This window comes from Cupriavidus sp. 86D6 (assembly GCF_057815095.1).
The window spans coordinates 387,053-410,839 of the sequence record NZ_JBYPSB010000006.1 but is presented as its reverse complement, the minus strand read 5'-3'; the positions used below and the strand labels follow the sequence as shown (position 1 = coordinate 410,839).

The 23,787-nt window shown below is 67.5% G+C and carries 30 protein-coding genes; 8 read left to right on the top strand and 22 right to left on the bottom strand.

Going from position 1 to position 23,787, the window contains the following annotated elements; genetic code table 11:
- Positions 1–25 precede the first annotated feature (25 nt).
- The 13 genes from AC3G88_RS17420 to AC3G88_RS17360 all read right to left on the bottom strand — a co-directional run bounded on the left by AC3G88_RS17420 (position 26) and on the right by AC3G88_RS17360 (position 9,147).
- Positions 26–517 carry a TlpA disulfide reductase family protein gene (locus AC3G88_RS17420; RefSeq protein WP_488771868.1) on the bottom strand — a complete coding sequence of 164 codons (492 nt, stop codon included), beginning with the start codon at positions 515–517 and terminating at the stop codon, positions 26–28.
- A gap of 10 nt (positions 518–527) precedes the next feature.
- Complete coding sequence (gene soxX, locus AC3G88_RS17415) at positions 528–1,184, bottom strand: sulfur oxidation c-type cytochrome SoxX (protein ID WP_488893648.1); 657 nt, start codon at positions 1,182–1,184, stop codon at positions 528–530.
- Between the two features lie 17 nt (positions 1,185–1,201).
- The gene (gene soxA, locus AC3G88_RS17410) at positions 1,202–2,056 is read right to left on the bottom strand and encodes a sulfur oxidation c-type cytochrome SoxA (protein WP_400394365.1); all 855 of its coding nucleotides are present in this window, start codon (positions 2,054–2,056) and stop codon (positions 1,202–1,204) included.
- Positions 2,057–2,194: 138 nt separating this feature from the next.
- Positions 2,195–2,659, bottom strand: coding sequence for a DsrE family protein (locus AC3G88_RS17405; RefSeq protein ID WP_400394366.1), 465 nt, complete (start codon positions 2,657–2,659; stop codon positions 2,195–2,197).
- A gap of 40 nt (positions 2,660–2,699) precedes the next feature.
- Complete coding sequence (gene soxZ, locus AC3G88_RS17400; RefSeq protein ID WP_488771810.1) at positions 2,700–3,011, bottom strand: thiosulfate oxidation carrier complex protein SoxZ; 312 nt, start codon at positions 3,009–3,011, stop codon at positions 2,700–2,702.
- A gap of 64 nt (positions 3,012–3,075) precedes the next feature.
- Complete coding sequence (gene soxY, locus AC3G88_RS17395; protein ID WP_066736675.1) at positions 3,076–3,531, bottom strand: thiosulfate oxidation carrier protein SoxY; 456 nt, start codon at positions 3,529–3,531, stop codon at positions 3,076–3,078.
- A gap of 142 nt (positions 3,532–3,673) precedes the next feature.
- Positions 3,674–4,003, bottom strand: a complete 330-nt coding sequence (locus AC3G88_RS17390; protein WP_066736677.1) for a c-type cytochrome — start codon at positions 4,001–4,003, stop codon at positions 3,674–3,676.
- 286 nt (positions 4,004–4,289) lie between these two features.
- Entirely contained in the window at positions 4,290–5,183 is an 894-nt protein-coding gene (locus tag AC3G88_RS17385) for an EamA family transporter (protein ID WP_488771809.1), read from the bottom strand.
- 172 nt (positions 5,184–5,355) lie between these two features.
- A complete protein-coding gene (locus AC3G88_RS17380; protein WP_487523416.1) occupies positions 5,356–6,624 on the bottom strand; it encodes an NAD(P)/FAD-dependent oxidoreductase in 1,269 nt (422 codons plus the stop codon).
- A gap of 4 nt (positions 6,625–6,628) precedes the next feature.
- Positions 6,629–7,066, bottom strand: a complete 438-nt coding sequence (locus AC3G88_RS17375) for a c-type cytochrome (protein ID WP_488893647.1) — start codon at positions 7,064–7,066, stop codon at positions 6,629–6,631.
- A gap of 19 nt (positions 7,067–7,085) precedes the next feature.
- Positions 7,086–7,931: a BON domain-containing protein gene (locus tag AC3G88_RS17370; RefSeq protein ID WP_488771806.1), complete on the bottom strand. Its 846-nt coding sequence runs from the start codon at positions 7,929–7,931 to the stop codon at positions 7,086–7,088.
- A gap of 175 nt (positions 7,932–8,106) precedes the next feature.
- Positions 8,107–8,694 carry a phosphoheptose isomerase gene (locus tag AC3G88_RS17365; RefSeq protein WP_400396070.1) on the bottom strand — a complete coding sequence of 196 codons (588 nt, stop codon included), beginning with the start codon at positions 8,692–8,694 and terminating at the stop codon, positions 8,107–8,109.
- 30 nt (positions 8,695–8,724) lie between these two features.
- Positions 8,725–9,147: a YraN family protein gene (locus tag AC3G88_RS17360; RefSeq protein ID WP_488893646.1), complete on the bottom strand. Its 423-nt coding sequence runs from the start codon at positions 9,145–9,147 to the stop codon at positions 8,725–8,727.
- Between the two features lie 15 nt (positions 9,148–9,162).
- On the opposite strand from AC3G88_RS17360, the gene rsmI reads away from it, so the two are divergent.
- Positions 9,163–10,098 (top strand): 16S rRNA (cytidine(1402)-2'-O)-methyltransferase, encoded by a 936-nt coding sequence (gene rsmI / locus AC3G88_RS17355; RefSeq protein WP_488893645.1) that lies wholly within the window; start codon positions 9,163–9,165, stop codon positions 10,096–10,098.
- 118 nt (positions 10,099–10,216) lie between these two features.
- On the opposite strand, the gene AC3G88_RS17350 is transcribed toward rsmI, so the two are convergent.
- Positions 10,217–10,984: a septal ring lytic transglycosylase RlpA family protein gene (locus AC3G88_RS17350; RefSeq protein ID WP_487523414.1), complete on the bottom strand. Its 768-nt coding sequence runs from the start codon at positions 10,982–10,984 to the stop codon at positions 10,217–10,219.
- Between the two features lie 287 nt (positions 10,985–11,271).
- Here AC3G88_RS17350 and AC3G88_RS17345 point away from each other — a divergent pair, with 287 nt between their 5' ends.
- From AC3G88_RS17345 to AC3G88_RS17335, 3 genes are all read left to right on the top strand, one after another.
- Positions 11,272–11,922 (top strand): MBL fold metallo-hydrolase, encoded by a 651-nt coding sequence (locus AC3G88_RS17345; protein WP_488893644.1) that lies wholly within the window; start codon positions 11,272–11,274, stop codon positions 11,920–11,922.
- A 3-nt stretch (positions 11,923–11,925) separates the two neighbouring features.
- A complete protein-coding gene (locus AC3G88_RS17340) occupies positions 11,926–12,615 on the top strand; it encodes a 3'-5' exonuclease family protein (RefSeq protein WP_488771800.1) in 690 nt (229 codons plus the stop codon).
- Between the two features lie 152 nt (positions 12,616–12,767).
- Positions 12,768–12,998 (top strand): hypothetical protein, encoded by a 231-nt coding sequence (locus AC3G88_RS17335; protein ID WP_153946391.1) that lies wholly within the window; start codon positions 12,768–12,770, stop codon positions 12,996–12,998.
- An 89-nt stretch (positions 12,999–13,087) separates the two neighbouring features.
- Here the strand turns inward: AC3G88_RS17335 and arsC are convergent, their stop codons facing one another.
- A complete protein-coding gene (gene arsC, locus AC3G88_RS17330) occupies positions 13,088–13,447 on the bottom strand; it encodes an arsenate reductase (glutaredoxin) (protein WP_153946390.1) in 360 nt (119 codons plus the stop codon).
- 119 nt (positions 13,448–13,566) lie between these two features.
- Between arsC and AC3G88_RS17325 the strand changes: the two genes are divergently transcribed.
- A complete protein-coding gene (locus AC3G88_RS17325) occupies positions 13,567–14,226 on the top strand; it encodes a GNAT family N-acetyltransferase (protein ID WP_488893643.1) in 660 nt (219 codons plus the stop codon).
- Here AC3G88_RS17325 and AC3G88_RS17320 read toward each other — a convergent pair.
- The 3 genes from AC3G88_RS17320 to AC3G88_RS17310 are packed head-to-tail and all read right to left on the bottom strand — an operon-like array spanning position 14,223 to position 15,808.
- Positions 14,223–14,861: an FMN-dependent NADH-azoreductase gene (locus AC3G88_RS17320; protein WP_488771797.1), complete on the bottom strand. Its 639-nt coding sequence runs from the start codon at positions 14,859–14,861 to the stop codon at positions 14,223–14,225. The genes AC3G88_RS17325 and AC3G88_RS17320 overlap by 4 nt on opposite strands.
- 21 nt (positions 14,862–14,882) lie before the next feature.
- Positions 14,883–15,350 (bottom strand): GNAT family N-acetyltransferase, encoded by a 468-nt coding sequence (locus AC3G88_RS17315; protein WP_488893642.1) that lies wholly within the window; start codon positions 15,348–15,350, stop codon positions 14,883–14,885.
- Complete coding sequence (locus AC3G88_RS17310; RefSeq protein WP_488771794.1) at positions 15,347–15,808, bottom strand: carboxymuconolactone decarboxylase family protein; 462 nt, start codon at positions 15,806–15,808, stop codon at positions 15,347–15,349. The genes AC3G88_RS17315 and AC3G88_RS17310 overlap by 4 nt, the downstream gene beginning before the upstream one ends.
- Before the next feature lie 59 nt (positions 15,809–15,867).
- Here AC3G88_RS17310 and AC3G88_RS17305 point away from each other — a divergent pair, with 59 nt between their 5' ends.
- The gene (locus tag AC3G88_RS17305) at positions 15,868–16,407 is read left to right on the top strand and encodes a MarR family winged helix-turn-helix transcriptional regulator (protein WP_488893641.1); all 540 of its coding nucleotides are present in this window, start codon (positions 15,868–15,870) and stop codon (positions 16,405–16,407) included.
- A gap of 106 nt (positions 16,408–16,513) precedes the next feature.
- Here AC3G88_RS17305 and AC3G88_RS17300 read toward each other — a convergent pair whose 3' ends face one another.
- Both AC3G88_RS17300 and AC3G88_RS17295 read right to left on the bottom strand, forming a co-directional pair.
- Positions 16,514–17,782 (bottom strand): M20/M25/M40 family metallo-hydrolase, encoded by a 1,269-nt coding sequence (locus AC3G88_RS17300; RefSeq protein WP_488771791.1) that lies wholly within the window; start codon positions 17,780–17,782, stop codon positions 16,514–16,516.
- A gap of 36 nt (positions 17,783–17,818) precedes the next feature.
- Complete coding sequence (locus AC3G88_RS17295) at positions 17,819–19,075, bottom strand: allantoate amidohydrolase (RefSeq protein ID WP_488771790.1); 1,257 nt, start codon at positions 19,073–19,075, stop codon at positions 17,819–17,821.
- A 403-nt stretch (positions 19,076–19,478) separates the two neighbouring features.
- Between AC3G88_RS17295 and AC3G88_RS17290 the strand changes: the two genes are divergently transcribed.
- Both AC3G88_RS17290 and AC3G88_RS17285 read left to right on the top strand, forming a co-directional pair.
- On the top strand, positions 19,479–20,879 hold the full coding sequence (locus AC3G88_RS17290) for a C4-dicarboxylate transporter DctA (protein WP_400392482.1): 1,401 nt from the start codon (positions 19,479–19,481) through the stop codon (positions 20,877–20,879).
- Positions 20,880–20,929: 50 nt separating this feature from the next.
- Positions 20,930–21,622, top strand: a complete 693-nt coding sequence (locus AC3G88_RS17285) for a GntR family transcriptional regulator (protein WP_400392479.1) — start codon at positions 20,930–20,932, stop codon at positions 21,620–21,622.
- 229 nt (positions 21,623–21,851) lie between these two features.
- Here the strand turns inward: AC3G88_RS17285 and AC3G88_RS17280 are convergent, their stop codons facing one another.
- Together AC3G88_RS17280 and AC3G88_RS17275 are read right to left on the bottom strand one after the other, a co-directional pair.
- Positions 21,852–22,799, bottom strand: a complete 948-nt coding sequence (locus AC3G88_RS17280) for a LysR family transcriptional regulator (RefSeq protein WP_092602304.1) — start codon at positions 22,797–22,799, stop codon at positions 21,852–21,854.
- A 142-nt stretch (positions 22,800–22,941) separates the two neighbouring features.
- Positions 22,942–23,610 (bottom strand): hypothetical protein, encoded by a 669-nt coding sequence (locus tag AC3G88_RS17275; RefSeq protein WP_488893640.1) that lies wholly within the window; start codon positions 23,608–23,610, stop codon positions 22,942–22,944.
- Between the last annotated feature and the right edge of the window lie 177 nt (positions 23,611–23,787).

The following is a 23,787-nucleotide window of genomic DNA, read 5'->3' as shown; positions in this document are numbered from 1 at the left end:
TCCGTTGAATCGCCGGCGTGCCGGCTCAGGGCTTGCCGTAGCGTGCCAGCGCGGCCACGTCGTCGTCGATCATCTCGCCGACTTCCTTCTGCACCACACGCCCTTGCCCATCCAGCACGTACAGCTCGGGCAGGCCCTTGCGGGCGCCAAAGGCGCGGCGCAGCGCGTCGGAATCCATCGTGGCCGGGAAGGTATGGCCGCGCTGCTTCAGGTACGCCGCGGCTTCCTGCGGCTGCCGGTCGATGCTGACGGTCAGCACCTGCAGGGTCGTGCCGCGCGTCTTGTCGTAGAGCGCCTGCAGGCGCGGGTTCTGCAGCGCGCAGAACGGGCACCACGACGCCCAGAACTCGATCACCACCGGCTTGCCCGCCCATTGCGAGGCCGGCACCGTGCGGCCGTCCAGCAGCCTGACATCGGGCAGGTGGATGGTGTCGCCCACCTCGGCGGCATGGGCGAGCGCGCTGGCCATGCCCAGCACAGCCAGCAGCCATATGATCGCCACGCGCCACGCCCGCATCATGCCGCCCTTACTGGTTGACCGGCGAGGCCGGGTCCAGCAACAGCGCCATGACGTCGCGGATCTGCTGTTCGGTCAGGATGCCCTTGTGGCCAAAGCGTGGCATGTTCGAGCACGCGCTGTACGCGTTCGAATCCCAGATCTTGCCCCACGTGTAGCGCACCACGTCCGGCGAATTGCCGCGCAGCTTGCCGTACTGGTAGAGCGACGGGCCGATATTGCCGAACGAGATCTCCGCCTTGGTCAGCTGGTGGCAGGCGTAGCAGTTGGCACCGTTGGGCGCGCCCGCCTGATCCGAGAACTGCATGCCACGGCCGTTCTGGGCGATCTTCTCGCCTTCCTTCCAGTCGCCGATGAAGTGGTTGTCGGCCGGGTACTTCACCTGCTTCAGCTCGGCGGCCTCGACCTTCTTCGCCACGGCGGCGGGCACGTGCAGGCGATCCGGGTACTGGCTGCAGGCCTTCTGCGTGGCGTCCTGGTGGATCACGCCCTCGACCGTGGCCGGGCCCTTCGACGTGAACGACGATTCGATCATCTGGCGCACGTCGGCGTCGGTGACCTTGACGGACTTGTCGGCCCTGACGCCCTTGGCGGCGGTCTGCGCGTGCGCGCCCGAGGCGGCCAGCAGCACCAGCGCGGCGGCGGCCATCGTATGGAGTGTCTTCATGTTGTTCTGCTCCGTGCTCAGCGCTTCATGTTCGGGCCGTCGTACGTGCCGCCGTTGGCGTTCTTCGCCAGGAACATCGTCAGGGCGGTAATCACGTCCGAGCCGTAGGCCGGTTCGGGGAATCGCTGTTGGCGCAGGCAGTCGTACAGGCGGTGCTGCATGGTGCGGACCTCGCCCTGCGACACGCGGTACGCGGGCCAGGTGGTGTACGCCGCCTGGGCGCCCTTCTGGGTCATCAGGTTCGGCAGGTCCTGCAGGCGGATACGCTGGCCGTCCACGGCGTGGCAGGTGGCGCAGGCAAAGTCATAGGCGCCGGCACGGTAGAAGAACATCTTCTGGCCCAGCGCGTAGACGCGCTTTTCCTCGGGGTGCGTCAGCTGGACGTTCATCGTCACGCCGCGCGATTCGCCGGTCAGGAAGGCGGCCAGGCGCTCGATGTCGGACGGCTTGCCCTGCGACGCAAACGGGTTCCTGGTGGCCTCTTCCTGCGTCAGGCCCTGCAGCGTCACGCGGCAGTACGCCAGGCGCTGTTCCAGGTCCATCACCTTGTTGGCGTCCTTGAAGTAGCGTGGCAGTTCGGCGTAGGCCCCCTTGGTCACGCCCGGGCCCTTGCCCAGGTCGCATTGCTCCAGCGATGCGTTCTTCGGGCCGGCCGGCTTTTTCCACAGTTCCTCGCCAGCGGCTTCCCACAGTTCGGCGGGATTGCCTTCGGCCAGCATCTGCCGGTACTTGGCGATTTCCTCGGCGGTGTTGTCCTGCGCCAGCGCGGGGCCGGACAGCGTCGCGGTGACGGCGGCCGCCACGGCGCCCAGCGCCACCAGCGCGGGGGCCACGGTGCGGCGCAGGCGGCGAATGTTGCGCACGGTAACCATTGGGGGATTCTCCTCGCCATCGCGCCGCATGGCTGGCGGACGGACGGCCTTCTTGTGCGGGTCCGGCGGCTCGTTGCCGGACGGCTTGTCAGTGAACCCGGGCAGGCAGCGACGATGCGCGGCGGCCGCCCCGGTCCGTCACGGCTTGATGTAGGCGTAGCCTTCGTCGAACTGCAGGCGCGCGATTTCCACCACGCCCGCGGGCACCACCTTGGCGTCCATCAGCAGGCTCTGCTCGGAGATGCGCCGTGCGGTCAGCGTGTTGCGGCAGGCGCGGAATTCCACGCCCGACGACGTCAGCGACGCCACCGCGGCCTCGAACGTGTTGCCGCGCGCATCCTTGGCGCCTTCCACCAGGAAGTCCACCCCATAGCCGAATGCCACGACCACGATCTTCGTGTCGGGCGCCCCGTTCAGGTGGTTGCGCAGGTTCGACATGGCGCGCACGGCCTGGTCGATACCGTCCGACAGCTGGTACACCACCTTGACGCGGCCCTTGCCCGACGCCGCGGACGTGGCGGCCGGGGCCTGCTGGGCCCCCGCCCTGGCGGACAGTCCGATGGCGGCCAGGGCCGCCGTGGCACGAATGAATGCTCGACGCATGCTGCTTCTCCTTCGCCCGTATCAGGCCGGTTTCAGGCCATCAGGCGATGGTCGCTTCGTCGGTACGCTTGTCGCCGCGGTTGTCGACCCAGGTCACGGTGACCTTGTCGCCCTTGACGCCGCCCTTGAACTTGAAGTTCAGGAACGGGTCCTTCGACACCGCCGCGCCGAACTGGGCGTGGAACACTTCCTTGCCCTTGCACGATGCCACCACGGTCTGGATATGCCAGGCCGGAATGGTCTTGCCGGCCGAATCCTTGCGCTGGCCGGTTTCCATGTCGTGCTTCATCAGAATCTTGACGTCTACGACGCCGCCGTTTTCAGTGGCGCGAACGCGCATCGGGTCTGCCATGTGTTTCTCCTGTCAGCAGTCATCTGGAAATCTGGTCTCGAACGGTGCAACGGTCCGGCGGCGCCTAGCCGCCGCAGCCGCCCAGCGTGACCTTGATTTCCTTCGATGCGACGTACCACTTGCCGCCGGCCTTGACCGCGGCATGCACCACCGACGTCTGGCCCATCTTCACGCGCGTGGACACGAACGGCTCGGTGCCGGCCGGGATCGTGAAATCGGCGGCCAGCGTGTTCGGGTTCTTTTCCACCAGGATGGCGATCTGCTCGGTATCCGGGATGTTGCTGGTCACCGCCACCGGCACCACGGCGCCGTTTTCGGCGATGTCCGGGGCGTTGAAGGTGATGGCGCTGCTCTTCTCGGTGCCGCTGCCGCCCAGTGCCTTGATCACGTCGGCCACGCTCTTGCCGTCAAAGGCAGTCTTGTTCCATTCCGCGGCCTGTGCCTCGCTGATCAGGCCGGTGGCGGCCATCAGCGACAGTACGGCGGTCATCCGCAGTACATCTCGTCGTTTTGCGTTCATCTTGCTGTGTTCCCGTACTACCCGGTTTCCTGTCGACCCCTGCCGCGCCGGTGCGTCGCCGGCCCATGCATGCATCTTGCGAATACGTCAAACGTGGCGGGCGCCCGGCACTGCCAGCCGCCCGCCCAGGCCAGAGCCCCGATTACTTGGCCGGTGCGCCGGCCAGAACCCACTCCACCACGGTCTTGATATCGGCGTCGCTGACGGCGGCGTTGGCCGGCATCGGCACCGGGCCCCAGACGCCCGAACCGCCGTTCTTCACCTTGGCCGACAACTTGGTCAGGGCGTCCTTGTCACCCTTGTACTTGGCGGCCACGTCCTTGAAGGCCGGGCCAACCAGCTTCTTGTCCACCTGGTGGCAGCCCATGCAGGCGTTCTTGTTGGCGATGGCCTGGGCCTTGGCGGCGTCGACGGCGGCGTGCGCGGACGCGGCGGCGGCCAGCAGCGCGGCGGCGATGACAAACTGCTTCATGTGTTGTGCTCCAAACTGAATGAGAGCCGTGGGGACGGCAAATGCCCGCGCTCGGATTGCTCCACGGCGCGGCGCGTGCTGGCCGCCGTTGGGGCGGGCTTCTCAGGAGTGCCCTGCGGTGATCGTTGGGGGCTCCCGGGCATATGCGGCCAGTCCGCTATTTTGCCTGAAGTCAAAGCCCGTATACGGACGCGACAGTGATAACCATATGCACAAAACAGGTGGGAATTGTCGCCCTATTAAGGGTTAACCCTTGGATGGGCTGGCGCCGAATCTACAGGTGCCGCTATCGGCGTGCCAGCGTCCTGCCCGCCCAGAGTCTGCTGCCGAACACGTTCAGCAGCAGGCCGGCCATGACCACCACGGCGCCGGCCCATTGCGCGGCCGCCAGGTCTTCGCCCAGCAGCAGGTGGGCCGACAGCAGTCCCACCACCGGCACCAGCAGCGTCAGCGGTGCCACCTTGCTGGCCGCGTAGCGGGTCAGCAGGCGGCCCCACATCGTGTAGCCGAAGAGCGTGGCGGCAAACGCCAGGTAGGCGACCGCGAACACGGCCTTGCCCGAGACATGGGTCAGCGCGTCGGCGATGCGCGCCGGCCCCTCGAACCAGAGCGACAGCAGCGCAAACGGCACGATGGGGATCAGCGCGCCCCACACCACCAGGCCCAGCAGGTCCACGGGGCCGATCTTCTTGCTGACGATATTGCCGGTGGCCCAGCACAGCGCCGCGCACAGCGTCAGCAGGAAGCCCGCCGCCGTCATGCCGCCGGGACCATGCGCGGCGGCGCTGCCGATCAATGCCAGCCCGCCGGCAGCAATCGCCATCCCGGCCAGGTTGTGCCAGCGCAGCGGTTCGCCCAGCCACAGCGCGGCAATGGCCACCGTGAAGAACACCTGCGACTGCAGCACCAGCGACGCCAGCCCGGCCGGCATGCCCACGGCCATCGCATAGAACAGGAACGCGAACTGGCCCAGGCTGATCGACGCACCATAGGCCACCAGCATGCGCAGCGGAATGCGCGGGCGCGGGATGAAGAAGATGGCCGGGAATACCACCAGGCTGAACCGCAGCGTACCCAGCAGCATCGGGGGCACGCCGGACAGGCCCACCTTGATGACGACGAAATTGACACCCCACACCACGATGATGGCGAGGGCGAGCAGACGGTCTTTGGCTTGCATGATCGTGGAGAGAAAGCCGCGTCCTGGTTGTGGCCAGACAGGGGGCATGGACGTTCGGCACGACTAGCGTAGCAGCCCGCGCCGGCCAGGCATTGCACGATCCTGCGGTTTGTTTGTGGCGCCCGCGTCCCTTCCGGTCTTCTGCGCTCCTGCTGTTCTGAGCTGTGCTGCGTTACGCCAGCATGTCGGCCCAGACGCTGCGGGCCCATGCGAATCCGTACTGGCCTTCCAGAGCGCTCGGGGCCGTGGACAGCCCGCCCGATCCCGGCACCGTCAGCATCGTCCGCTCGGCGGGGTCGTAGCGATGCACGCTGGCGATGTGGATGGCCTCGGTCGACGACGTGAAGCTGTAGCAGGTATTGGTATAGAGCGGCACCGGATCTGGCGCCCGCCCGGCCAGCAGCTGCAGGATGGCGGCGGCGGCCACCTTGCCGTGCTGGTTGGCCATGGTGCCCGATTTCGGCATCAGCGGCGCGATCTGGACCGCGTCGCCCAGCACATGGATGTCCGGCGCCACCCGCGACGCCATCGTCAGGAAATCGACCTCGCACCAGCGGCCGTTGGCGGTGGCCAGTCCGGCCGCGACCGCGATGGCGCCGGCCCGCTGCGGCGGCAGCAGGTTGAGCACGTCCACGCGCTCGTCGTCCTGCACATCGAACCGGATGGTACGGGTGGCCGGGTCGACGCCCACCGTGTCGTGCTGGGGCCGGTACTCGATCATGCCCGCGTAGCGCGTCTGCCAGACCTGGCGGAACAGCGCGCCCTTCGACGTGATATCGGGATTGGCATCGAACACCAGCACCTTGCTGCGCGGCTTGTGCTGTTTCAGGTAGTCCGCCACCAGGCAGGCGCGCTCGTAGGGGCCCGGCGGGCAGCGGTAGGGCGCCAGCGGAATGGTGATGGCAAAGGTGCCGCCGTCCGGCATGGCCGCCAGTTGCCGGCGCAGGACATCGGTCTGCGGACCGGCCTTCCAGGCATGGACGATCTGCTCGCCGCCGGGCGCCGACAGGCCGTCGATCGCGCCGGATTGCATTTCCACGCCCGGCGACAGGACCAGCCGGTCATACGGCAGCGTCGCGCCACCGGCCAGCCGCACGGTGCGCCGGCCGAGGTCGATGGCGGTCGCCGTATCGCGCACGTGCTTCACGCCGTGACGCCTGACCAGCGCATCGTAAGGCACCGTGATATCGGCCATCTGGCGATAGCCGGCCACGACGAGGTTCGACAGCGGGCACGACACGAAGGCGGCATCGGGTTCCACCAGCGTCACGTCCACCGCCCCGCGGCTCCAGGTGCGCAGGTAGCGTGCCGCCGTGGCGCCGCCGTAGCCGCCGCCGATGACCACCACCCTGGCCGGCGCGGCGGCGCGCGCCTGGCGCACGGTCAGTCCGCCCAAGGCCGTGGCGGCCAGCGCCGCCTTCAGTACGGAGCGTCGGTGCATCGGTCTATTTCTGGTCCGCGAACCACGCGGAAATGGCGATGATCTCGGTGTCGCTGTAGCCCTTGGCAATCTGCGGCATCACCGTGCCGGGGCGCCTGCCGTTCTTGAAGTTGAGCATCAGCTCGACCAGTTCGGCCTGCGAGCGGCCAGCCAGGCCGGGAACGGGACTATCGGCGGGCGCGCGGCCGTCCGGGCCATGGCAGACGGCGCACGACGCCGCCTGGTTGCGTGCCTGCTCGGTACGCGCGCGCTGGACCTCGATCGACATCTTGCCCGCGTCGGCGGGGCCGGTGGTCATCGGTGCCGAAGGCGCCGGGGCAGGCGCGGATGCCGATGCCGGCGCCGCCGCCGGCGACTGGGCCAGCAGCGGCGCGGCACACAGCCCGGCCGCGACACCGGCCATCCAACGCAGGGAGATCGGGAATCGCGACAGGGTTGTCATGGCACTTTCCTTAAAAGGATCAGGGGAGATTTCGTCCCGGCGGCAGCGCCACCGGCGACGATACCGGGGCGGCCACCGGGCTGGTGGTGGCGCCCGAGGTGCCCATCGACGCCGGCGCATCCGACGTGACCGGCGCGTTCGGCTGGCTGCCCGGCACGGTCTGCACCGGCGCAGGCGTCCCCACGGCATCGCTGCCGGCGTTGCCGTTCTGCGACGATGCGGCCTGATCCAGGCGCGCACGCTCGGCTTCGCTCACGTAGTCGAACACCTTGACCACCTTCTGCACGCCGCTGGCGTTGCGGGCCACGTCGGTGGCCTTGTCGCCCTCGGCCGTGGTGACCACGCCCATCAGGTACACGACGCTCTTCTCGGTGGTGACCTTGATCGAATTGGCCGGCACGCCATCGGCCGTGACCAGGAACGTTTTCACCTTGCTGGTCAGGTAGGTGTCGTTGCTACGGGTCATGAAACCCGGCGACGCCGTGATTTCCAGTTCGTTGACCACCTCGCGCGTGTTCGGCAGCCCGCGCACGTACTGCTCGATCTGCTGCTTGATCTGGGCGTTCGCGGCTTCGCCGGTCAGCAGCACCTTGCGGTTGAACACCGTCGTGCTCACGCGCGCCTGGCTGTCGCTGTAACGCTGGCCCAGCGTGCTGTCGATCTCCACCTGCAGGCCGCGGTCGATGGCCTGCGTGCCGGTCGGGCGGCGATCGGTGGCCATCACCACGCCGGTGCCCACGGCGCCAGCCAGTACGGGGAAGCAGCCGGCCAGCTGCGTGGCGGACACCAGCAGTGCGGCCACGGTGACAGCGGTACGGGCCAGGCGGGCGGGAGAGGTCTTGTTTGGATGGGTCACGTTCGTCATGCGGTTCTTGGTTTCTGGGTGGATGCCGAAAGGATGCGTGAAACAGGTTGCGGTTTCAGGTTTTTGCCATGTCTGTGGATAAGGCTGTGGAAGACATGGCGATTCCTGTGCATAGATTGTGGGCAGCCTTGTGGATATCCCGGGATAACACTTGCCGGTCCAGTCTGCCCGGGCGTCATGCTTCGCCCAGCAATGCTTCGTCGATGCCGTCGCACAGGCAATGCAGTGTCAGCAGATGCACTTCCTGGATGCGGGCCGTGCGGTCGCTGGGCACGCACAGGTGGATATCGAATTCGTCGAGCAGGGTGGCAATCCGCCCGCCGCCCTTGCCGGTCAGCGCCACCACGCCCATGTCGCGCTGGTGGGCGGCCTGGATGGCGGCCACCACGTTGGCCGAATCGCCAGACGTGGACAGCGCCAGCAGGATGTCGCCGGGCTGGCCCAGCGCCTCCACCTGCTTGGAAAACACCACCGAGAAATCGTAGTCGTTGCCGATGGCGGTCAGGATCGAACTGTCGGTAGTCAGGGCGATGGCGGCCAGGCCCGGGCGCTCGCGCTCGAAGCGGCCGATCAGTTCGGCGGCAAAGTGCTGCGCGTCGGCAGCAGACCCGCCGTTGCCGCACACCAGGATCTTGTTGCCGCTGGTCAGCGCCGTCACCATCCGCTCCACGGCGGCATCGATATGCGGCGCCATCAGCGTCGCGGCCAGCCGCTTGGTGTCGGCACTGTCCAGGAAATGCTGCTCGATACTTTCAATACTCATGGTCTGGTGACATCTGCACAATCCCGCGCATTATGACGCAGCGCCCGCGCCGCTGTTCCCATCGGCCGACGTGAGGTCGAACGCGCCGGGCAGCCAGTCGATCCGGCCGGCGTCCATGGCCACCACGTCCATGCGGCAGGGCGGTACGCCGTCCAGCGTGGCCAGATAGTGCGCCGCCGCATGCAGCACGCGCCGCTGCTTGGCCGGCGTCACGCTCTGCGCCGCCCCGCCAAACCCCCGGCTGCGGCGCTGCCTGACCTCGACGAACACCAGCGTACCGTCGGCGGCACGCATGATCAGGTCGATCTCCCCGCCTTTGCAGCGATAATTGCGGACGACTGGCGCGAGCCCCTGCCGCTGAAGATAGGCCAGCGCGCGGTCTTCGGCCAGCGCGCCGCGTTGCGTCGTACTACGCACGTCGGCGTGCGTGGTGGATTTGAATGAGTGATTCAACGGAAGTTCTCAAGCATGAGTGACTGGACCCAGCTGGCCGCCGGCCAGACGTACCCCGCCGGCACGCTTTACGTGGTGGCCACGCCCATCGGCAACGTCGCCGACCTGTCGCTGCGCGCGCTGCACGTGCTCGGCCTGGCCGATGCCATTGCCTGCGAAGACACGCGCAACACCGGCCAGTTGCTGTCCCGGGTGGGGCTGCAGCGGCCGCTGGTGGCCGTCCATGAACACAACGAACGCGAGGCGGCCGTGCGCATCGTCGAACGGCTGTCGGCTGGCGAGCGCATTGCGTACGTATCCGATGCCGGCACGCCCGGCATTTCCGATCCCGGCGCCCGGCTCGTCGAGGCCGTGCGCGCAGCCGGCCTGAACGTGGTGCCGCTGCCGGGCCCCAGCGCGGCCGTGACGGCGCTGTCGGTGGCCGGCGCCATGCTGGAGGCCGGCGAAGGCCGCTTCACGTTTGTCGGCTTCCTGCCCGGCAAGCCCAAGGCCCGCCAGGACGCCATCGCCGGGCTGGCGGCGCTCGATCACGCGTGGGTGTGTTACGAAGCTCCGCACCGCATCGCCGAAACCCTGGCCGCGCTGGCCGCCGGCCTGCCCGGCACGCGGCGGCTGCTGATCGGACGCGAACTGACCAAGCTGTTTGAAGAAACGCCGGTGCTGACGGTGGCCGAAGCGCCCGCCTGGCTGGCCGCCGAAGCCACGCGCGGCAAGGGGGAGTTCGTGCTGGTGGTGGAAGGCGCGGGCCGCGCCGACGGCGGCGACACCGATACCCCTGACGCGGAGGCCCAGCGGGTGCTGAAGCTCCTGCTGGCGGAGCTGCCGGCCAAGCGCGCCGCCAAGCTGGCGGCAGCCGTGACCGGCGCCAGGACCGACGCGCTGTACAAGCTGGCGCTGGCGCAACGCGCGGACGGGGTGGACGGGGCGGACGACGGCGACAACGACGCCTGAAAGCACAAAAGGCACGATCGGGGAGATCGTGCCTTTTGAGAATTTTCTTACTTGCGAGGGAAGCGGCGGGCGGCGGGTCGGGAGCGCGAGAATCGGGTTCCGGCCGGTGCGCATCGCCTTACTTGTGCTTGTGCTTGACCACGGCCTTGCCGGACCTGGCCCTGGCCTTCGATTTCGCCGGCACCAGCGTGTTGGCGGTGTCGGGCACCTCGTCCGCGCCGCTGCCGTCACCGGCTTCCATGCCACCCGCTTCCAGGTTGGGACCCAGCGCCGCCACCTCGGTACGCGACAGCCTGCGGATTTCCACCTGCGTGGCGCCGTGGTCGACAAAGCTCAGGCGCTTGGCCGCGGCGTAGGACAGGTCGAGAATCCGGTTGCCGTGGTACGGGCCACGGTCGTTGATACGGACCACGGCCACCTTGTTGTTGCGCAGGTTGCGCACCAGCACCCAGCTATCGAGCGGCAGCGACGGGTGCGCCGCCGTCATGGCACGCATGTCGAAGCGTTCGCCGTTGGCCGTCTTGCGGCCATGAAAGCCCTTGCCGTACCACGATGCCGTGCCACGCTGCTCGAACGTCCCCATGTCAGCGCGCAGTCCGTCGATCGACGACTGCGACGGGGCATTCTCGTCCTGCCAGCCGAACAGGTTCCAGTTGCCGCGATCGTCGGTCTTCGCGACATTGGCGCTGGGTCTTGCCGGCTTGGCCGCCTTCGTGGACAGCGCGCCGGTGGTGCCCGATGCGTTGTCGGTGTCGCCGCCCGGCGGCGTCGCGCACGCAGCCAGCACCAGCGCCGATACGAGGATCGCGCACTGACGCAGGAAGCGGTTGGAGCCGGGCGCTGTCTCGCGCACGGACCCCGGACGGGAAAGGGGCAGGCTGAACATAGGCGCGCAGTCTAACACTGGTCGTTTGAAGCTAGTGCCTTGATTTTGTTACGAAATCTGTTACAACGCCGCGTAATTTCCCGCAATCCACCGCCTGGCAAGGGATTGCGCCGTTCCCGCGGCGCAAAATCCGGGTGCAGACAACGCAACTTTCAGACGACTCTCATCGCCGATTCAAACGTTTCACCATCTGTCGGGCGCGTGTTCGGCGGCTACAATGGACCACCCTCCGGGCCCCCTTCACCCCCTCGAAGGCACCCGCCCGAACAGGCTTACCGATCACAAAAATGAAAGTCCTTCTGATCCCCGTGACGCCTTTCCAGCAGAACTGTTCGCTGCTGATCGATGAAGCCACGCAGCGCGCCGCCGTCTGCGATCCCGGGGGCGACCTGAATCGCATCACCGCGGCCATCAACGAACAGGGCGTGACGCTGGAGAAGATCTTCCTGACCCATGGGCACGTGGACCACTGCGCAGGCGCCGCCGCGCTGGCGCGTCAGTACGGCGTGCCGATCGAAGGCCCGCAGGAAGACGAGCGATTCTGGATCGAGCAACTGCCCGAGCAGACGCGCCGCTTCGGCTTTGGCCAAGCGGAAGTCTTCGAACCTGACCGCTGGCTGGAGAATGGCGACACGGTGACGTTCGGCAACGAAACGCTCGAGGTCTACCATTGCCCCGGCCATACGCCGGGCCACGTGGTGTTCTTTTCGCGGGCGCACCGGCTGGCCATCGTGGGCGACGTGCTGTTTGCCGGATCGATCGGCCGCACCGACTTTCCGCGCGGCAATCACGCCGATCTGGTCCGGTCGATCCGCACGCGGCTCTGGCCGCTGGGCGATGACGTGACCTTCGTGCCCGGCCACGGCCCGGCATCGACGTTCGGCCAGGAACGCCGCAACAACCCGTTTGTGGCCGATCACCTGATCGACGTGGCCTGACGCATGGCAAAGAAGCAGCCGCCCGACACGCGACCGGAGATTTACGTCAGCACCGACGTCGAGGCCGATGGCCCGATTCCGGGGCCGCATTCGATGCTGTCGTTCGCGTCGGCCGCGATGCTGGCGGACAAGACCGTGATCGGCACGTTCTCCGCCAACCTGGAAACCCTGCCGGGCGCGGCGGGCCATCCGGTGCAGATGCAGTGGTGGAAAACCCAGCCAGACGCCTGGGCGGCTTGCCGGCGCGACCTGGAGCGCCCCGAGGACGTGCTGCCCCGCTACGTCGAATGGGTGGAGAAGCTGCCGGGCAAGCCGGTGTTCATCGCGTTTCCGGCCGGGTTCGATTTCACCTGGATGTTCTGGTACATGATGCGCTTTGCCGGCCGCTCGCCGTTCGGCTGGGCCGCGCTGGACATCAAGACCCTGGGCTTCGCGCTGACCGGCCGGCCGTACCGGAAGTCGGTCAAGGCAGCCTTCCCGGCGCACTGGCACGACCCGTTGCCGCACACCCACGTGGCGCTGGACGATGCCCTGGAACAAGGCGCCCTGTTCTGCAACATGCTCGCAGAACTGCGCACGCGCGAAGCGCGTCTGGCGGCGCTTGCATCATCGCCTGATGCACTGCCTGACGCGGACGGCAGCGAAAGCGAAGCCTCACATCCATCGTCCGGCCCGGGCAAATCGGTGCGCTAGCCCACCAGCGCCGGCGGCCATCGGCGGGCGCCAGTGGCGGCAAGGGCACCACAATTGCGCGGCGTCTCCTATATTGGAAGTGTGCGGTGGCCCAGCGGGGCCACGAGAACGGCCGACCCCGATGCGCGGCGGCATGCCCAGGAGGTGTGACCATGCGTTTCCATCCAGACCTTCATCTCAAGGACCTGTCAGGCCGGCTGCATTGGCCGCATCGCTCCCACGCGCGCACCAACGTCGTTTCGCATTTCCATTCCTCAACGGAAGATGCCGAAGTCGCCAAGGCGCTGATCTATGTGAGCGCGGTCACCGCGATCGTGCTGCTGGTCGTATTGGCAGGCATCAGTTTCGGTCAGGAGGCCATGCACTGGCTGGGTGTTGAATAAACGACGACTCGCCTGAAGCGAATCGCCAACTGACCGGCCGGCCTCCCCTGGGGAGGCCGGTTCTATTTTGTGCGCCGCAACATCGTGGATCAGGCCAGCAGCGGGGCCACGTTCTCCGGCGGGCGGCCGATGACGGCGCGGCGGTTGCGCACCACCACCGGACGCTGCAGCAGGATCGGGTTGTCAGCCACGGCCGCCAGCAGTTCGGCGTCGGTCAGGCCCGAATCGGCCAGATCCAGTTCCTTGTAGACGGACTCGCCGTCGCGGATCATGTCGCGCACCGGCACGCCCAGCATCGTATGCAGCTGGCGCAGCGTGGACAGCGAGGGCGGCGACTTCAGGTATTCGACGATCTCCACCGGCTCGCCCAGCCGCTGCGCAGCGGTCTCCACCAGCGCCAGCGTTTCGCGCGACTTGGAGCAACGGGGGTTATGGTAGATCGTGATCATGGCGGCTTCCTCCTGCCCGCTTGTGGGGGCGTTCAAATATCCCGCACTATACCGCCGCGACGCGCGCATGCACCACGCTGGCGCGCCAAGGTACGGGATGTGGCGGGCATGCATCCTGCATGGGCATGACCACCCGTCTTCCAGCGGCGCCGGCACCGTGCCGGGGCTGCCCTGCACTAATTAGAGAAACCGTGTCCGCGCTGCCCGAAACCACTGCCGTGCCCGTCCGCAAGCCCTTCAGCCTGCGAGATGCCACCCCTGCCGACGTGCCCGCCATCCATGCCATCTACGCCCACCATGTGCAGCACGGGCGTGCCTCGTTCGAGGAGGTCGCGCCCACGCCCGACGACATGCGGATGCGCTTTGCCGAAGTCTTGCGCAAGGGCCTGCCCTATATCGTGGCCGAGCGCGATGGCGAGATCCTGGGGTACGCCTATGCGTCCAGCTACCGTGCCCGCAGCGCCTACCGCTTCGCGATCGAGGATTCGATCTATATCGACCACCGCCATACCGGCGAAGGCCTGGGCCGCGCGCTGCTGGCCGAGCTGATCGCGCGTTGCGAGACCGGACCGTGGCGCCAGATGGTGGCCGTGGTGGCGCTGACGTCCAGCGGCGAAGGCGCGGGCTCGGTGGCCGTGCATGAGCGCCTGGGGTTCCGCACCGTTGGCCGGCTGGAATCGGTCGGCCTCAAGCATGGCCAGTGGATCGACACCCTGCTGATGCAGCGCCCGCTCGGGGCGGGCGACGCGACGCTGCCCGACCCGGACGCCCTGCGCTAGCGGCCCGACCGCCCGACCGGCAGCGCCGGCACCACGGTGGTGCACCAGGACTGCAGCTTGTCGAAGGCCCGGGCCACGTGGTCGGGGCCGCGCGACGTACTTTCCATGCGCAGGATCTCTACCTGCTTCAGCCCGATCGTCTCCAGCACATAGGTCAGGTACGGGCTGAAAAAATCGCGCTGGCTCGCGGCATCGTCCGAGAACCGGCCACCGCACGACACCACGGCCAGCACCGGGCGATCGCGCAGCAGGCCCTGCTTGCCTTGCGGCGTCCGGGCGAACGTGCGGTCCGTCCGGACGACCAGGTCGATCCACGTCTTCAGCGATGCCGGCACCGTGAAGTTGTGCATTGGCGTGGTGATCAGCACCACGTCGGCGGCCTGCAGTTCGGCGATCAGCGTTTCCGAGAGCGCCAGCGCGGCGGGATCGGCGTCGGTGCGGCCGGCGGCCACCGCCATGTTGGCGTCGGTAAAGGCCGCGTCGATGGGCGGCAGCGGCTGGGCGCCCAGGTCGCGTTCGATCACGGTCAGTTCGCCATGTCGGGCAGCCAGTTCGGCGCGCACGAGCTGGCCCGCGCGGCGGCTGGTGGAGGCGTCGCCACGCGGGCTGACGTTCAGGTGAAGCAGGGTTGCCATGTGTTGCTCAGGTGGACCGGATCAGCCGATCGGAAAATAGAAGCGCAGGGCCCGCGCCAGCAGGCCGTTACGGTAATAGAAGCGGTGCCCCAGCACATTGGTCAGCGGGGTATCGAGCACGAGCTGGGTGCAGCCTGCGGCTTCGGTCTCGGCCTTGAGCCAGTCCATCAGTTGCCGGCCGTACCCACCGCTGCGCGCGTTGGCATCGGTGACCAGATCATCCACGTACATATGGTGGCCGACGATCAGGTTCTCGGCGAAGCGATAGCCGGCCAGGGCCACCAGGCGGCCGTCGTCCCACAGTCCGGCCAGATGGTAGCCATCGCCGGTCTGGCGGCGCCAGCGCGTGACCAGTTCGGCGGCATCGGCCAGGTGCGGGCGCAGCTGGTGCATCAGCGGGAAGGCATCGGCCACCTCGGCGGCCGTTTCCAAACGGCGGATTCCGATCTTCCCGGTGAGGTGTCCGGCGGCCGCGACGGTGGTGCTCATGCCGGGCTCCGATGCGGTTCGGCGGCCGGCGGCGGAAAGTGCAGCCCGACGGCGATACGGTTCCAGGCGTTGATCGACGCAATGGTCGCGGCCAGGAACACCAACTCCTTGTCGTCGAACGCCGCCCGGGCCCTGGCCAGCGCGGCGTCGCGGGCCGATGGATCGGTCAGCTGCGTCAGGGCCTCGGCCCAGTCCAGCGCGGCCATTTCCCGTTCGGCATAGATGCCGGCGTCACGCCAGCCGGCCAGCAGGTCGAACTTGCGCGGGTCGATGTCCAGCTTGCGCGCGATGTTCAGGTGGAACTGCAGGCAGAAGGCACAACCGTTGATCTGCGAGACGCGCAGCTTGACCAGTTCGGTCAGCGCCTTGTCCATGCCGGACGCGGTCACTGCCTTGCTGACGCCTCCCAGCGACGCGTACACATCGGGCGCGGCCTGCGTGAAAGCCTGGAAATCCATGTCGAACTCCTTCGGGTAAGATGTCAGAGTTCGAAGATTAATGTAAGAGCTCTGACATTATGGCAAAGACCCTGCCGTCCGAAGGGAAAATCGAGGGAAAGCACCCGGCGCGACGGGACAGCGAGCCTGCCGATGCCGTGGCGATTCCGGCGCCGGGCGAAGGCAAGCGCGGCGAAAGCGGCTATCTGGCGTACCTGCTGCGGCAGGCCAGCGCGGCCAACCGGCTGCATATGGAACGCGCGCTGGCCGATCTGGGCGTGACGCTGCCGCAGTTCTTCGTGCTGACGATGCTCGGGGCCTACCCCGGCATCTCGGGCGCCGACGTGGCGCGGCTGGCGATGCTGACGCCGCAGACGGTCAGCGTGATCATGGGCAATCTGGAGAAGATGGGCGCGATCGTGCGCCAGCCCCATCCGGTGCATGGGCGCATCCAGACCATCGCGCTGTCCGATGCCGGCCGCGCGTTGCTGGCACAGTGCAAGGTACGCGCCACGGAGGTGGACAAGCAGTTGCGTGCGGGGCTGACGCCCGACGAGGAAGCCGTGGTGCGGCGCTGGCTGGTGAGCCTGGCCGTGCCCGGTGAGGATCTGGCGGAATAGCGATACCGACCGCCCATGAAAAAAGGCCCGCCGGCAAACGCCGTACGGGCCATCATCACAACAAGGGGGTGCTACAGGGTTCTGCGTGGTTGCCGATGCCGACGGCTCAGCCCATCAGGTCGGACAGCGCCAGCGCCACCACCTTGGTGGCGCGGTTCAGGTCGTTCAGGCGCAGGTTCTCGTCGGAGTTATGGCCACGGGCTTCCATCAGCGTGCGCGGGCCGGCGCCGTACAGCACGGTCGGGATGCCACGGCTCGTGTAGTGGCGCGCGTCGGTGTAGAGCGGCACGCCCTGCACCGGGATCTCCACGCCGAACACCGATTCGGCACGCGTCTTCAGCGCGCCGATCAGCTTGTCCACGCCCGGCAGTTCCGACAGCGGCTCGGCCAGGATGATGCGCTCGACCTTGACCTCGATGCCCGGACGATCCCTGGCGGCCTTCTCCACCACGGCGCGCAGCTCGCCTTCGGCGTCGAAGCCGATCTCTTCCGGGATCATGCGGCGGTCCACGCGGAACGTCACCAGGTCCGGCACCACGTTGGTGTTGATGCCGCCCTTGATCAGGCCGACGTTCAGCGTGGCGGTGTCGATACCCGGCACCTTGCTCTTGCGCGTGGCCAGTTCGGCGCGCAGGCCGTAGACCGCGTGCAGGATGTGCGTGGCGGCCTCGATGGCGTCCACGCCGGTGTGCGGCATGGCGGCGTGGCCCTGCTTGCCCTTGACGGTCACTTCCACGTGCAGGCAGCCGTTGTGCGCCGACGTGATGCCGTACGAAAAGCCGGCCGAGATCGCGTAGTCGGGCTTGGTCAGGCCTTGGTCGAGCAGGAATTTCGGGCCGATGTCGCCGCCGGTTTCCTCGTCGTACGTGAATTGCAGTTCCACGGTGCCGTTGATCTTCGCGCCCTGCTTCTCGGCTTCCTGCAGCGCCAGCACGGCGTAGGCGTAGGTGGCGAAGTCAGACTTCGACACGGCCACGCCGCGCCCGTACATGACCGGGCCGTGTTCGCTGTCGGCGATCTCGCCGCCGTACGGATCCTTGGTCCAGCCCAGGCCCGGCGGCACCACGTCGCCGTGCGCGTTCATGGCGATGGTGGGGCCGCCGCTGCCGAACGTCTTGCGCACCAGCAGGTTCGTGGCGCTGATCATGCCGGCCGCCTTGACCAGTTCGTCGGGCACCTTGTGCGCTTCCACCTTGAAGCCCAGCCCTTCCAGCAGTTCCTTGGCACGCTTGCCGTGGGCCGCGCAATCGCCGGCGGGGTTGTCCGACGGCACCTTGACCAGTTCGGCCAGGAACGCTTCCTGCTGCGGACGGTGCTGGTCGATGTACTGGGTCAGCGTGGATTCGATCGGGTTCATGTTGTCTCGTGCGGTCATCTTCGTATCTCGGGAGTCTTCTGGTTGCCGGCAGGCTTATTGGGGACGGTGAAAGTGCTCGACGAAGTCCGCGAACACGCGCGCGGCGGTCTGGGCGTCTTCGGCCGTCATGGTCTCGGTGGGATGGTGGCTGATGCCGCCGTTGCCGCAGCGAACGAACAGCATGGCCACATCGGCGATGGCGGCGATGGCCATCGCGTCATGGCCGGCACCGGAGGGCAGGTGGCGCACGGGTACGCCCTGGCGCTCCACGGCGGCAGCCCATTGCGACTGCAGCCACGGCGCGCACGGCACGCTGGCGGCCTCGTGCGTCTTGCGGATCTGCGCGCGCACGTTGCGGCGCGCGCAGACACGTTCGATTTCGGCCAGCACGTCGTTGACGGCGGCCTCGCGCTCGGCATCGATGCCGGCGCGGATGTCGATGGAAAACGTCGCGCGGCCCGGCACCACGTTGGTGGCGCCATTCGGCACGTTGAACTGGCCCACCGTGCCGACGAGGCCCGGCTTGCCGCCGCAACGCTTCTCGATGAACAGGCCGATTTCGGCGCCGGCCATCGCGGCGTCGCGGCGCATGTCCATCGGCACCGTGCCGGCGTGGCCGGCCAGGCCTTCCAGTTCGACGATAAAGCGCGTGGCGCCCGAGATCGCGGTGACCACGCCCACGGGCAGACCTTCGTTCAGCAGCACCGGGCCCTGTTCGATATGCACTTCGACAAAGGCCAGCACGCGGCTGCGATCGTGGCGGGCGGCGGGCAGCTGGTCGGGTTCGAAGCCGGCGGCGCGCATCACTTCGCGCATGGTCTTGCCGGAGTCGTCCACGTTGTCGAGCACGTTGGTGTCGAACGTGCCGGCGATGGCGCGGCTGCCCAGCAGCGTGGCCTTGAAGCGCACGCCCTCTTCCTCGGCAAACCCGACCACTTCCAGCGCGAACGGAAAGCGCCTGCCCTGGCGGTTCCACTCGGCCACGCAGGCAATCGGCAGGATCACGCCCAGGTTGCCGTCGAAGCGGCCGGCGTCGCGCACGGTGTCGAAGTGCGAGCCGGTCAGCAGCGCCGGGGCATTGGGTTCGGTGCCTTCGTAGCGGCCGATCACGTTGCCGGCGGCGTCGCGGCGCACGGTCATGCCGGCCGCCTGCATCCATTCGGTCAGCTGCGCGGCAGCGCCGTGGTGGGCGTCGGTCAGGTAGGTGCGGGTGAGCAGTCCGGGCTGATCGGTATGGACGGCCAGGCTGTCGGCCCAGGCCATGATGCGGGTGCCGGTGTCAGCGGACAACGGCGTAGGGGTTGCTGCCATGTGCGTGTCTCTCCTGCTTGGTGCCTGAGCCCGGTTCAGGGATGCCTGGCAATCCTGCCAGTCCGGGCGGGCGCCCGGGACCGTGCTCTCTATTCTGTGCGATTCATGTTAGCACAGTGAATTCAAAAATTGCATACAAAAATGATATGCACTATATTGGCTTCCACGCACCGACAATCCGCCGCGGACAATCCGGTCCGGACAAGTGGATGGCGTGGATTCCGCCTCAACAGGGGGGCTTTCCGCGTGGGGCAAGGCGGGCGGGCCGATTGGCCCCCGGTCCTTCCCGCAGTGCAACCATCCCGGCGTCGGCAGGCATGTGACGGCGGGCACCCCTGAACCAGATCAGGGCAGGCCGATGGCAACCGATGCGCCACGGACCCGCCCGGCACGGAGACAACAAATGCAGCATGCCGTACCCACGCAGCGCGCCGCAGGCCGCCTGCACACGCGCTTCACCCGTTCGTTGTTTGGCCAGGTACTGATTGCCCTGGCGCTCGGCACCCTGCTGGGGCTCGCCTTTCCCGAATTCGCCGCCAAGCTCAAGCCCCTGGGCGACGGCTTCATCAAGCTGATCAAGATGCTGATCGGCCCGGTGGTCTTCTGCGTGGTGGTGGCCGGCATCTGCGGCGCCGGCGAGCTCAAGAAGGTAGGCCGCGTGGGCATCAAGGCGGTGGTCTACTTCGAGATCGTCACGACCATCGCACTGGCGCTGGGCATCGTGCTGGCCTACGTGTTCCAGCCGGGCACCGGCATGAACGTGAACCCGCGCAGCCTCGATATCTCGGCCATGGCGGCCTACATCGAATCGGCCGACAAGGTGAAGAGCGCCGGCACGGTGGACTTCCTGATGAAGCTGATCCCGAACACGATCATGGGCGCGTTCACCAGCGGCGACGTGCTGCAGGTGCTGCTGGTGTCGGTGCTGTTCGGCTGCGCGCTGTCGGTGGTGGGCGAACCGGGCAAGCCGCTGGTGCGGATGATCGACAACTTCTCGGCCACGCTGTTCAAGATGATGGGCTTCATCATCAAGCTGGCGCCGCTGGGCGTGCTGGGCGCCGTGGCCTTCACGGTGGGCAAGTACGGCATCGGGTCGCTCAAGCAGCTGGGCTTCCTGGTGATCCTGTTCTACGGCGCCGTGGTGGTCTTCGTGCTGGGGGTGCTGGGCCTGATCCTGCGCCTGTGCGGCTTCTCGGTGCTGAAGCTGATCCGCTACCTGCGCGCCGAACTGCTGGTGGTGCTGGGCACGGCGTCGTCGGACAGCGTGCTGCCGCAGGTCATGAAGAAGCTCGAATTCATGGGCATCAAGAAGTCGGTGGTGGGCCTGGTGATTCCGACCGGCTATTCGTTCAACCTGGACGCGTTCTCGATCTACCTGACGCTGGCAGCCGTGTTCATCGCGCAGGCCACCAATACGCCGCTGGCGCTGGGCGACCTGCTCGGCATCCTGGCCGTGGCGCTGGTCACGTCCAAGGGCGCGCACGGCATTCCGGGGTCGGCCATCGTGATCCTGGCGGCCACGCTGTCGGCCCATCCGGCCATCCCCGCCATCGGCCTGGTGCTGGTGCTGTCGGTGGACTGGTTCATCGGCATCGCCCGCGCCGTGGGCAACCTGATCGGCAACTGCGTGGCGACCGTGGTGGTGGCCGCCTGGGAACGCGATATCGACCGCGAACGCGCCCACGGCGTGCTCAACGGGACCATCCCGGCCAGCGAACTGGACGAAGGACTGTCGGCGCTGGTGGACAGCGTCGGGGAAGTCCCTGTGCCGGCGCCGCTGCCCGGGGCGGCGTCGGGGCGGTAGAATCGCGCCATCCCAGTCAACGCGCAGGTCCGGCAAGAGACGCGCACACCATGCCCGAGCACATCGATCCAGACATGACCGCCGAGGCGATTGCCGACGATATCGTCGCGGCCATCGTCTCGCACCGGCTGCCGCCCGGCACCAAGCTGCGCGAGGAAGCCCTGGCCAGCGTCTACCGTGTCAGCCGTACCAAGGTGCGCGCGGCGCTGCTGATGCTGTCCAAGGACAAGGTCATCCAGATCGTGCCGGACAAGGGTGCGTTCGTGGCCAAGCCCAGCGCCGAAGAGGCGCGCGAGGTCTTTGCCGTGCGCCGCATCCTGGAGGCCGCACTGGCGCGCGAATTCGTGGCCCGTGCCACGCCGGCCGACTACAAGCGCATCGAAAAGCATCTGGCCGCCGAGCGCAAGTCGCTGGCCGGCAACGACGCGCAGACGCGCACGCGCCTGCTGGGCGATTTCCACATCGTGCTGGCGGAAGTGGCGGGCAACAACGTGCTGACGGAAATCATGCGCGAGCTGTCGATGCGCAGCGCGGTCATCACCATGCTCTACCAGAGCCGGCGCGATGCCACGTGCTCGTCCGACGAGCACCGGGCGTTCATCGAGGCCGCCCGCGCAGGCGACGCCGACCGGGCCGTGGCGCTGATGGTGGAGCACCTGAATCACGTCGAAAGCGCGCTGCACTTCGAGGAAGTACCGGCCGCCGCACGGGGCAAGGATCTGGTCGCCGCGCTGCTGGCGTAGGACAGTGCATCTGGCTTGATCACCATCAAGGACGAGGACGGGATGGGAGGCGCATCATTCCTCTCGCCATGAAGTTGCGGGGGCGCACTTCATGAGCTCTCCCCGTCCTTCGCAAGAAGGGCTGCCCGCAGACCGCAATGGCTGCGGGCTTTTTCTTTTGGGCTGCCCTTCCGGCATCGCTGCTGTCTCCGCTGTTTCCCCGGTCTTCCCCTTCCTTCCCGATCCCTCCTCAGGCCGACTGCCGCTGGGCGGCATCGGTCCAGCTGCTGCCGCGCTCGGTCCAGTAGCCCGGTTTGGCGAATGCCTGCTTCAGGTGTTCGATGAAGAAACGGATCTTGGCCGGCACCGGCCGCTGTTGCGGGTACACCGCCAGGATGTCGTAGTCGGGCAGCGCGAATTCATCGAGCACGGTGATCAGCTCGCCGCTTTCGAGCTGCGGCAGGATTTCCCATGTCGAGCGCCATCCCAGCCCCAGGCTTTCGCCGGTCCAGCGGTGCAGCAGTTCGCCGTCATTGCAGTCGAGGTTGCCGCGCACCCGCACGGTCACGGTCTTGCCGTTCTGCTGGAAGTACCAGCCGCGCTGCTGCCCGCCCTGCAGGTTGAAGGCCAGGCAGTTGTGCTTTTCCAGGTCTTCGAGCGTATGTGGCACGCCATGCCGGGCGAAGTAGGCCGGGGTGCCGCACACCACGCGCTTGTTGGTGGCCAGCTTGATCGCCACGAAGTTCGGGTCGATGGCGCCGCCGATGCGGATGCCCAGGTCGTAGCCCTCGCGCACCAGGTCCACCACACGGTCGGTCAGGTTGAACGAGATCTGGACTTCGGGATTGGCCGACAGGAACGCTGGCGCATGCGGCGCCACGTGTTTGCGGCCAAAGGCGGCCGGCGCCGACACGATCAGGTGGCCGGTGGCCTTGTGCTTGCCCTCGGCGATCAGCATCTCGGCGCGATCCAGATCCGACAGCGCCTTCTTGCACTGCTCCATGAACGCCGCGCCCTGCTCCGTCACCACGATGCGCCGGGTGGACCGATGCAGCAGCTTCACGCCGATGCGCGCTTCCAGCGCGTTGATGCGCCGGCCGATCATGACCGGCGTCACGTTCTGCGTGAGCGCCGCGGCGGCCATGCTGCCGTGTTCCACCACGGCGATGAATGCTTCGATTTGTTTGAGTTTGTCCATAACGCCATTTGTCTCCTGCCGACACATTGTGAGGCATGGAAGCCATGGTGCGCATCCCCGCACAGCGATGCCGTGCATCCGTCGCACGCCATGCAGGGCGCCGAAGATGGCGCCTGGACGCGGCTGGACGTACCGCGCCTGGCTAGCGGCCCAGCTTTTCGTTGATCTCGGCGGCCTCGCCCAGCACGTGGGCCAGGCGTCGCAGTGGCGCGCTGCATTGCAGCTGCGCGAACAGCGCCAGCGCGCCGCCGCCGACCAGCACCACGGCGTAGAGCGCCACCACCGACGGGCCATGGCCCGGGGCCATGACCGCCAGGCCATCGGCCAGCACGACGGCGGCCGGCACCAGCGCCACGATCATCGCCACCGTGCGCGCGCCGCCTTCCCACAGCCGCGCCTGCAGCAGCACGCGCCGCTGCCGCGCGCGCAGTTGCAGCACCGGAATGCGGCCCAGGCGCAGCAGCAGCGCGTTCTCGACTTCGCTTTGGGCATCGACGCGGCGGCTCAGCCAGCGCAGCGGATGACGCAGTGCATCACGGCCGGCCAGCAGCCGCGACAGCCACGCGCCGGCATAGCACGCCCCGCTGACGGCCAGCAGCACGTGAAACGCCTGCGGCAGCCAGGCCGGCGGCGCCTGCACCAGTACCTGGTGCCACCAGACCAGCGCGCCGCCGGCCACCAGCGTCGGCACCAGCGCCAGGACGAAGGCGGCCCACAGGACAATAGGCAGCCGGCCGTCGGGCGATTTTTCGGCCGGCGCCGTCTGCAACGCTTCCATCAGTTCGTAGGTGCTCGGCAGCCGCGTGTACATGGCGAAACAGGGCAATTCCAAACCCGCTATTTTGACCCGGGCCCCGTTGCCGCCGATAGGGGAAAACCGTGGCAAATCCCCCCAACCCCACGTATCGGGGGGTGCGGTGTAGCCGTCCGCACGTGTCTCTGAAAATGCACATTTCCCGGCCGGTTGCTGCGGCATTCCTTACGCCAG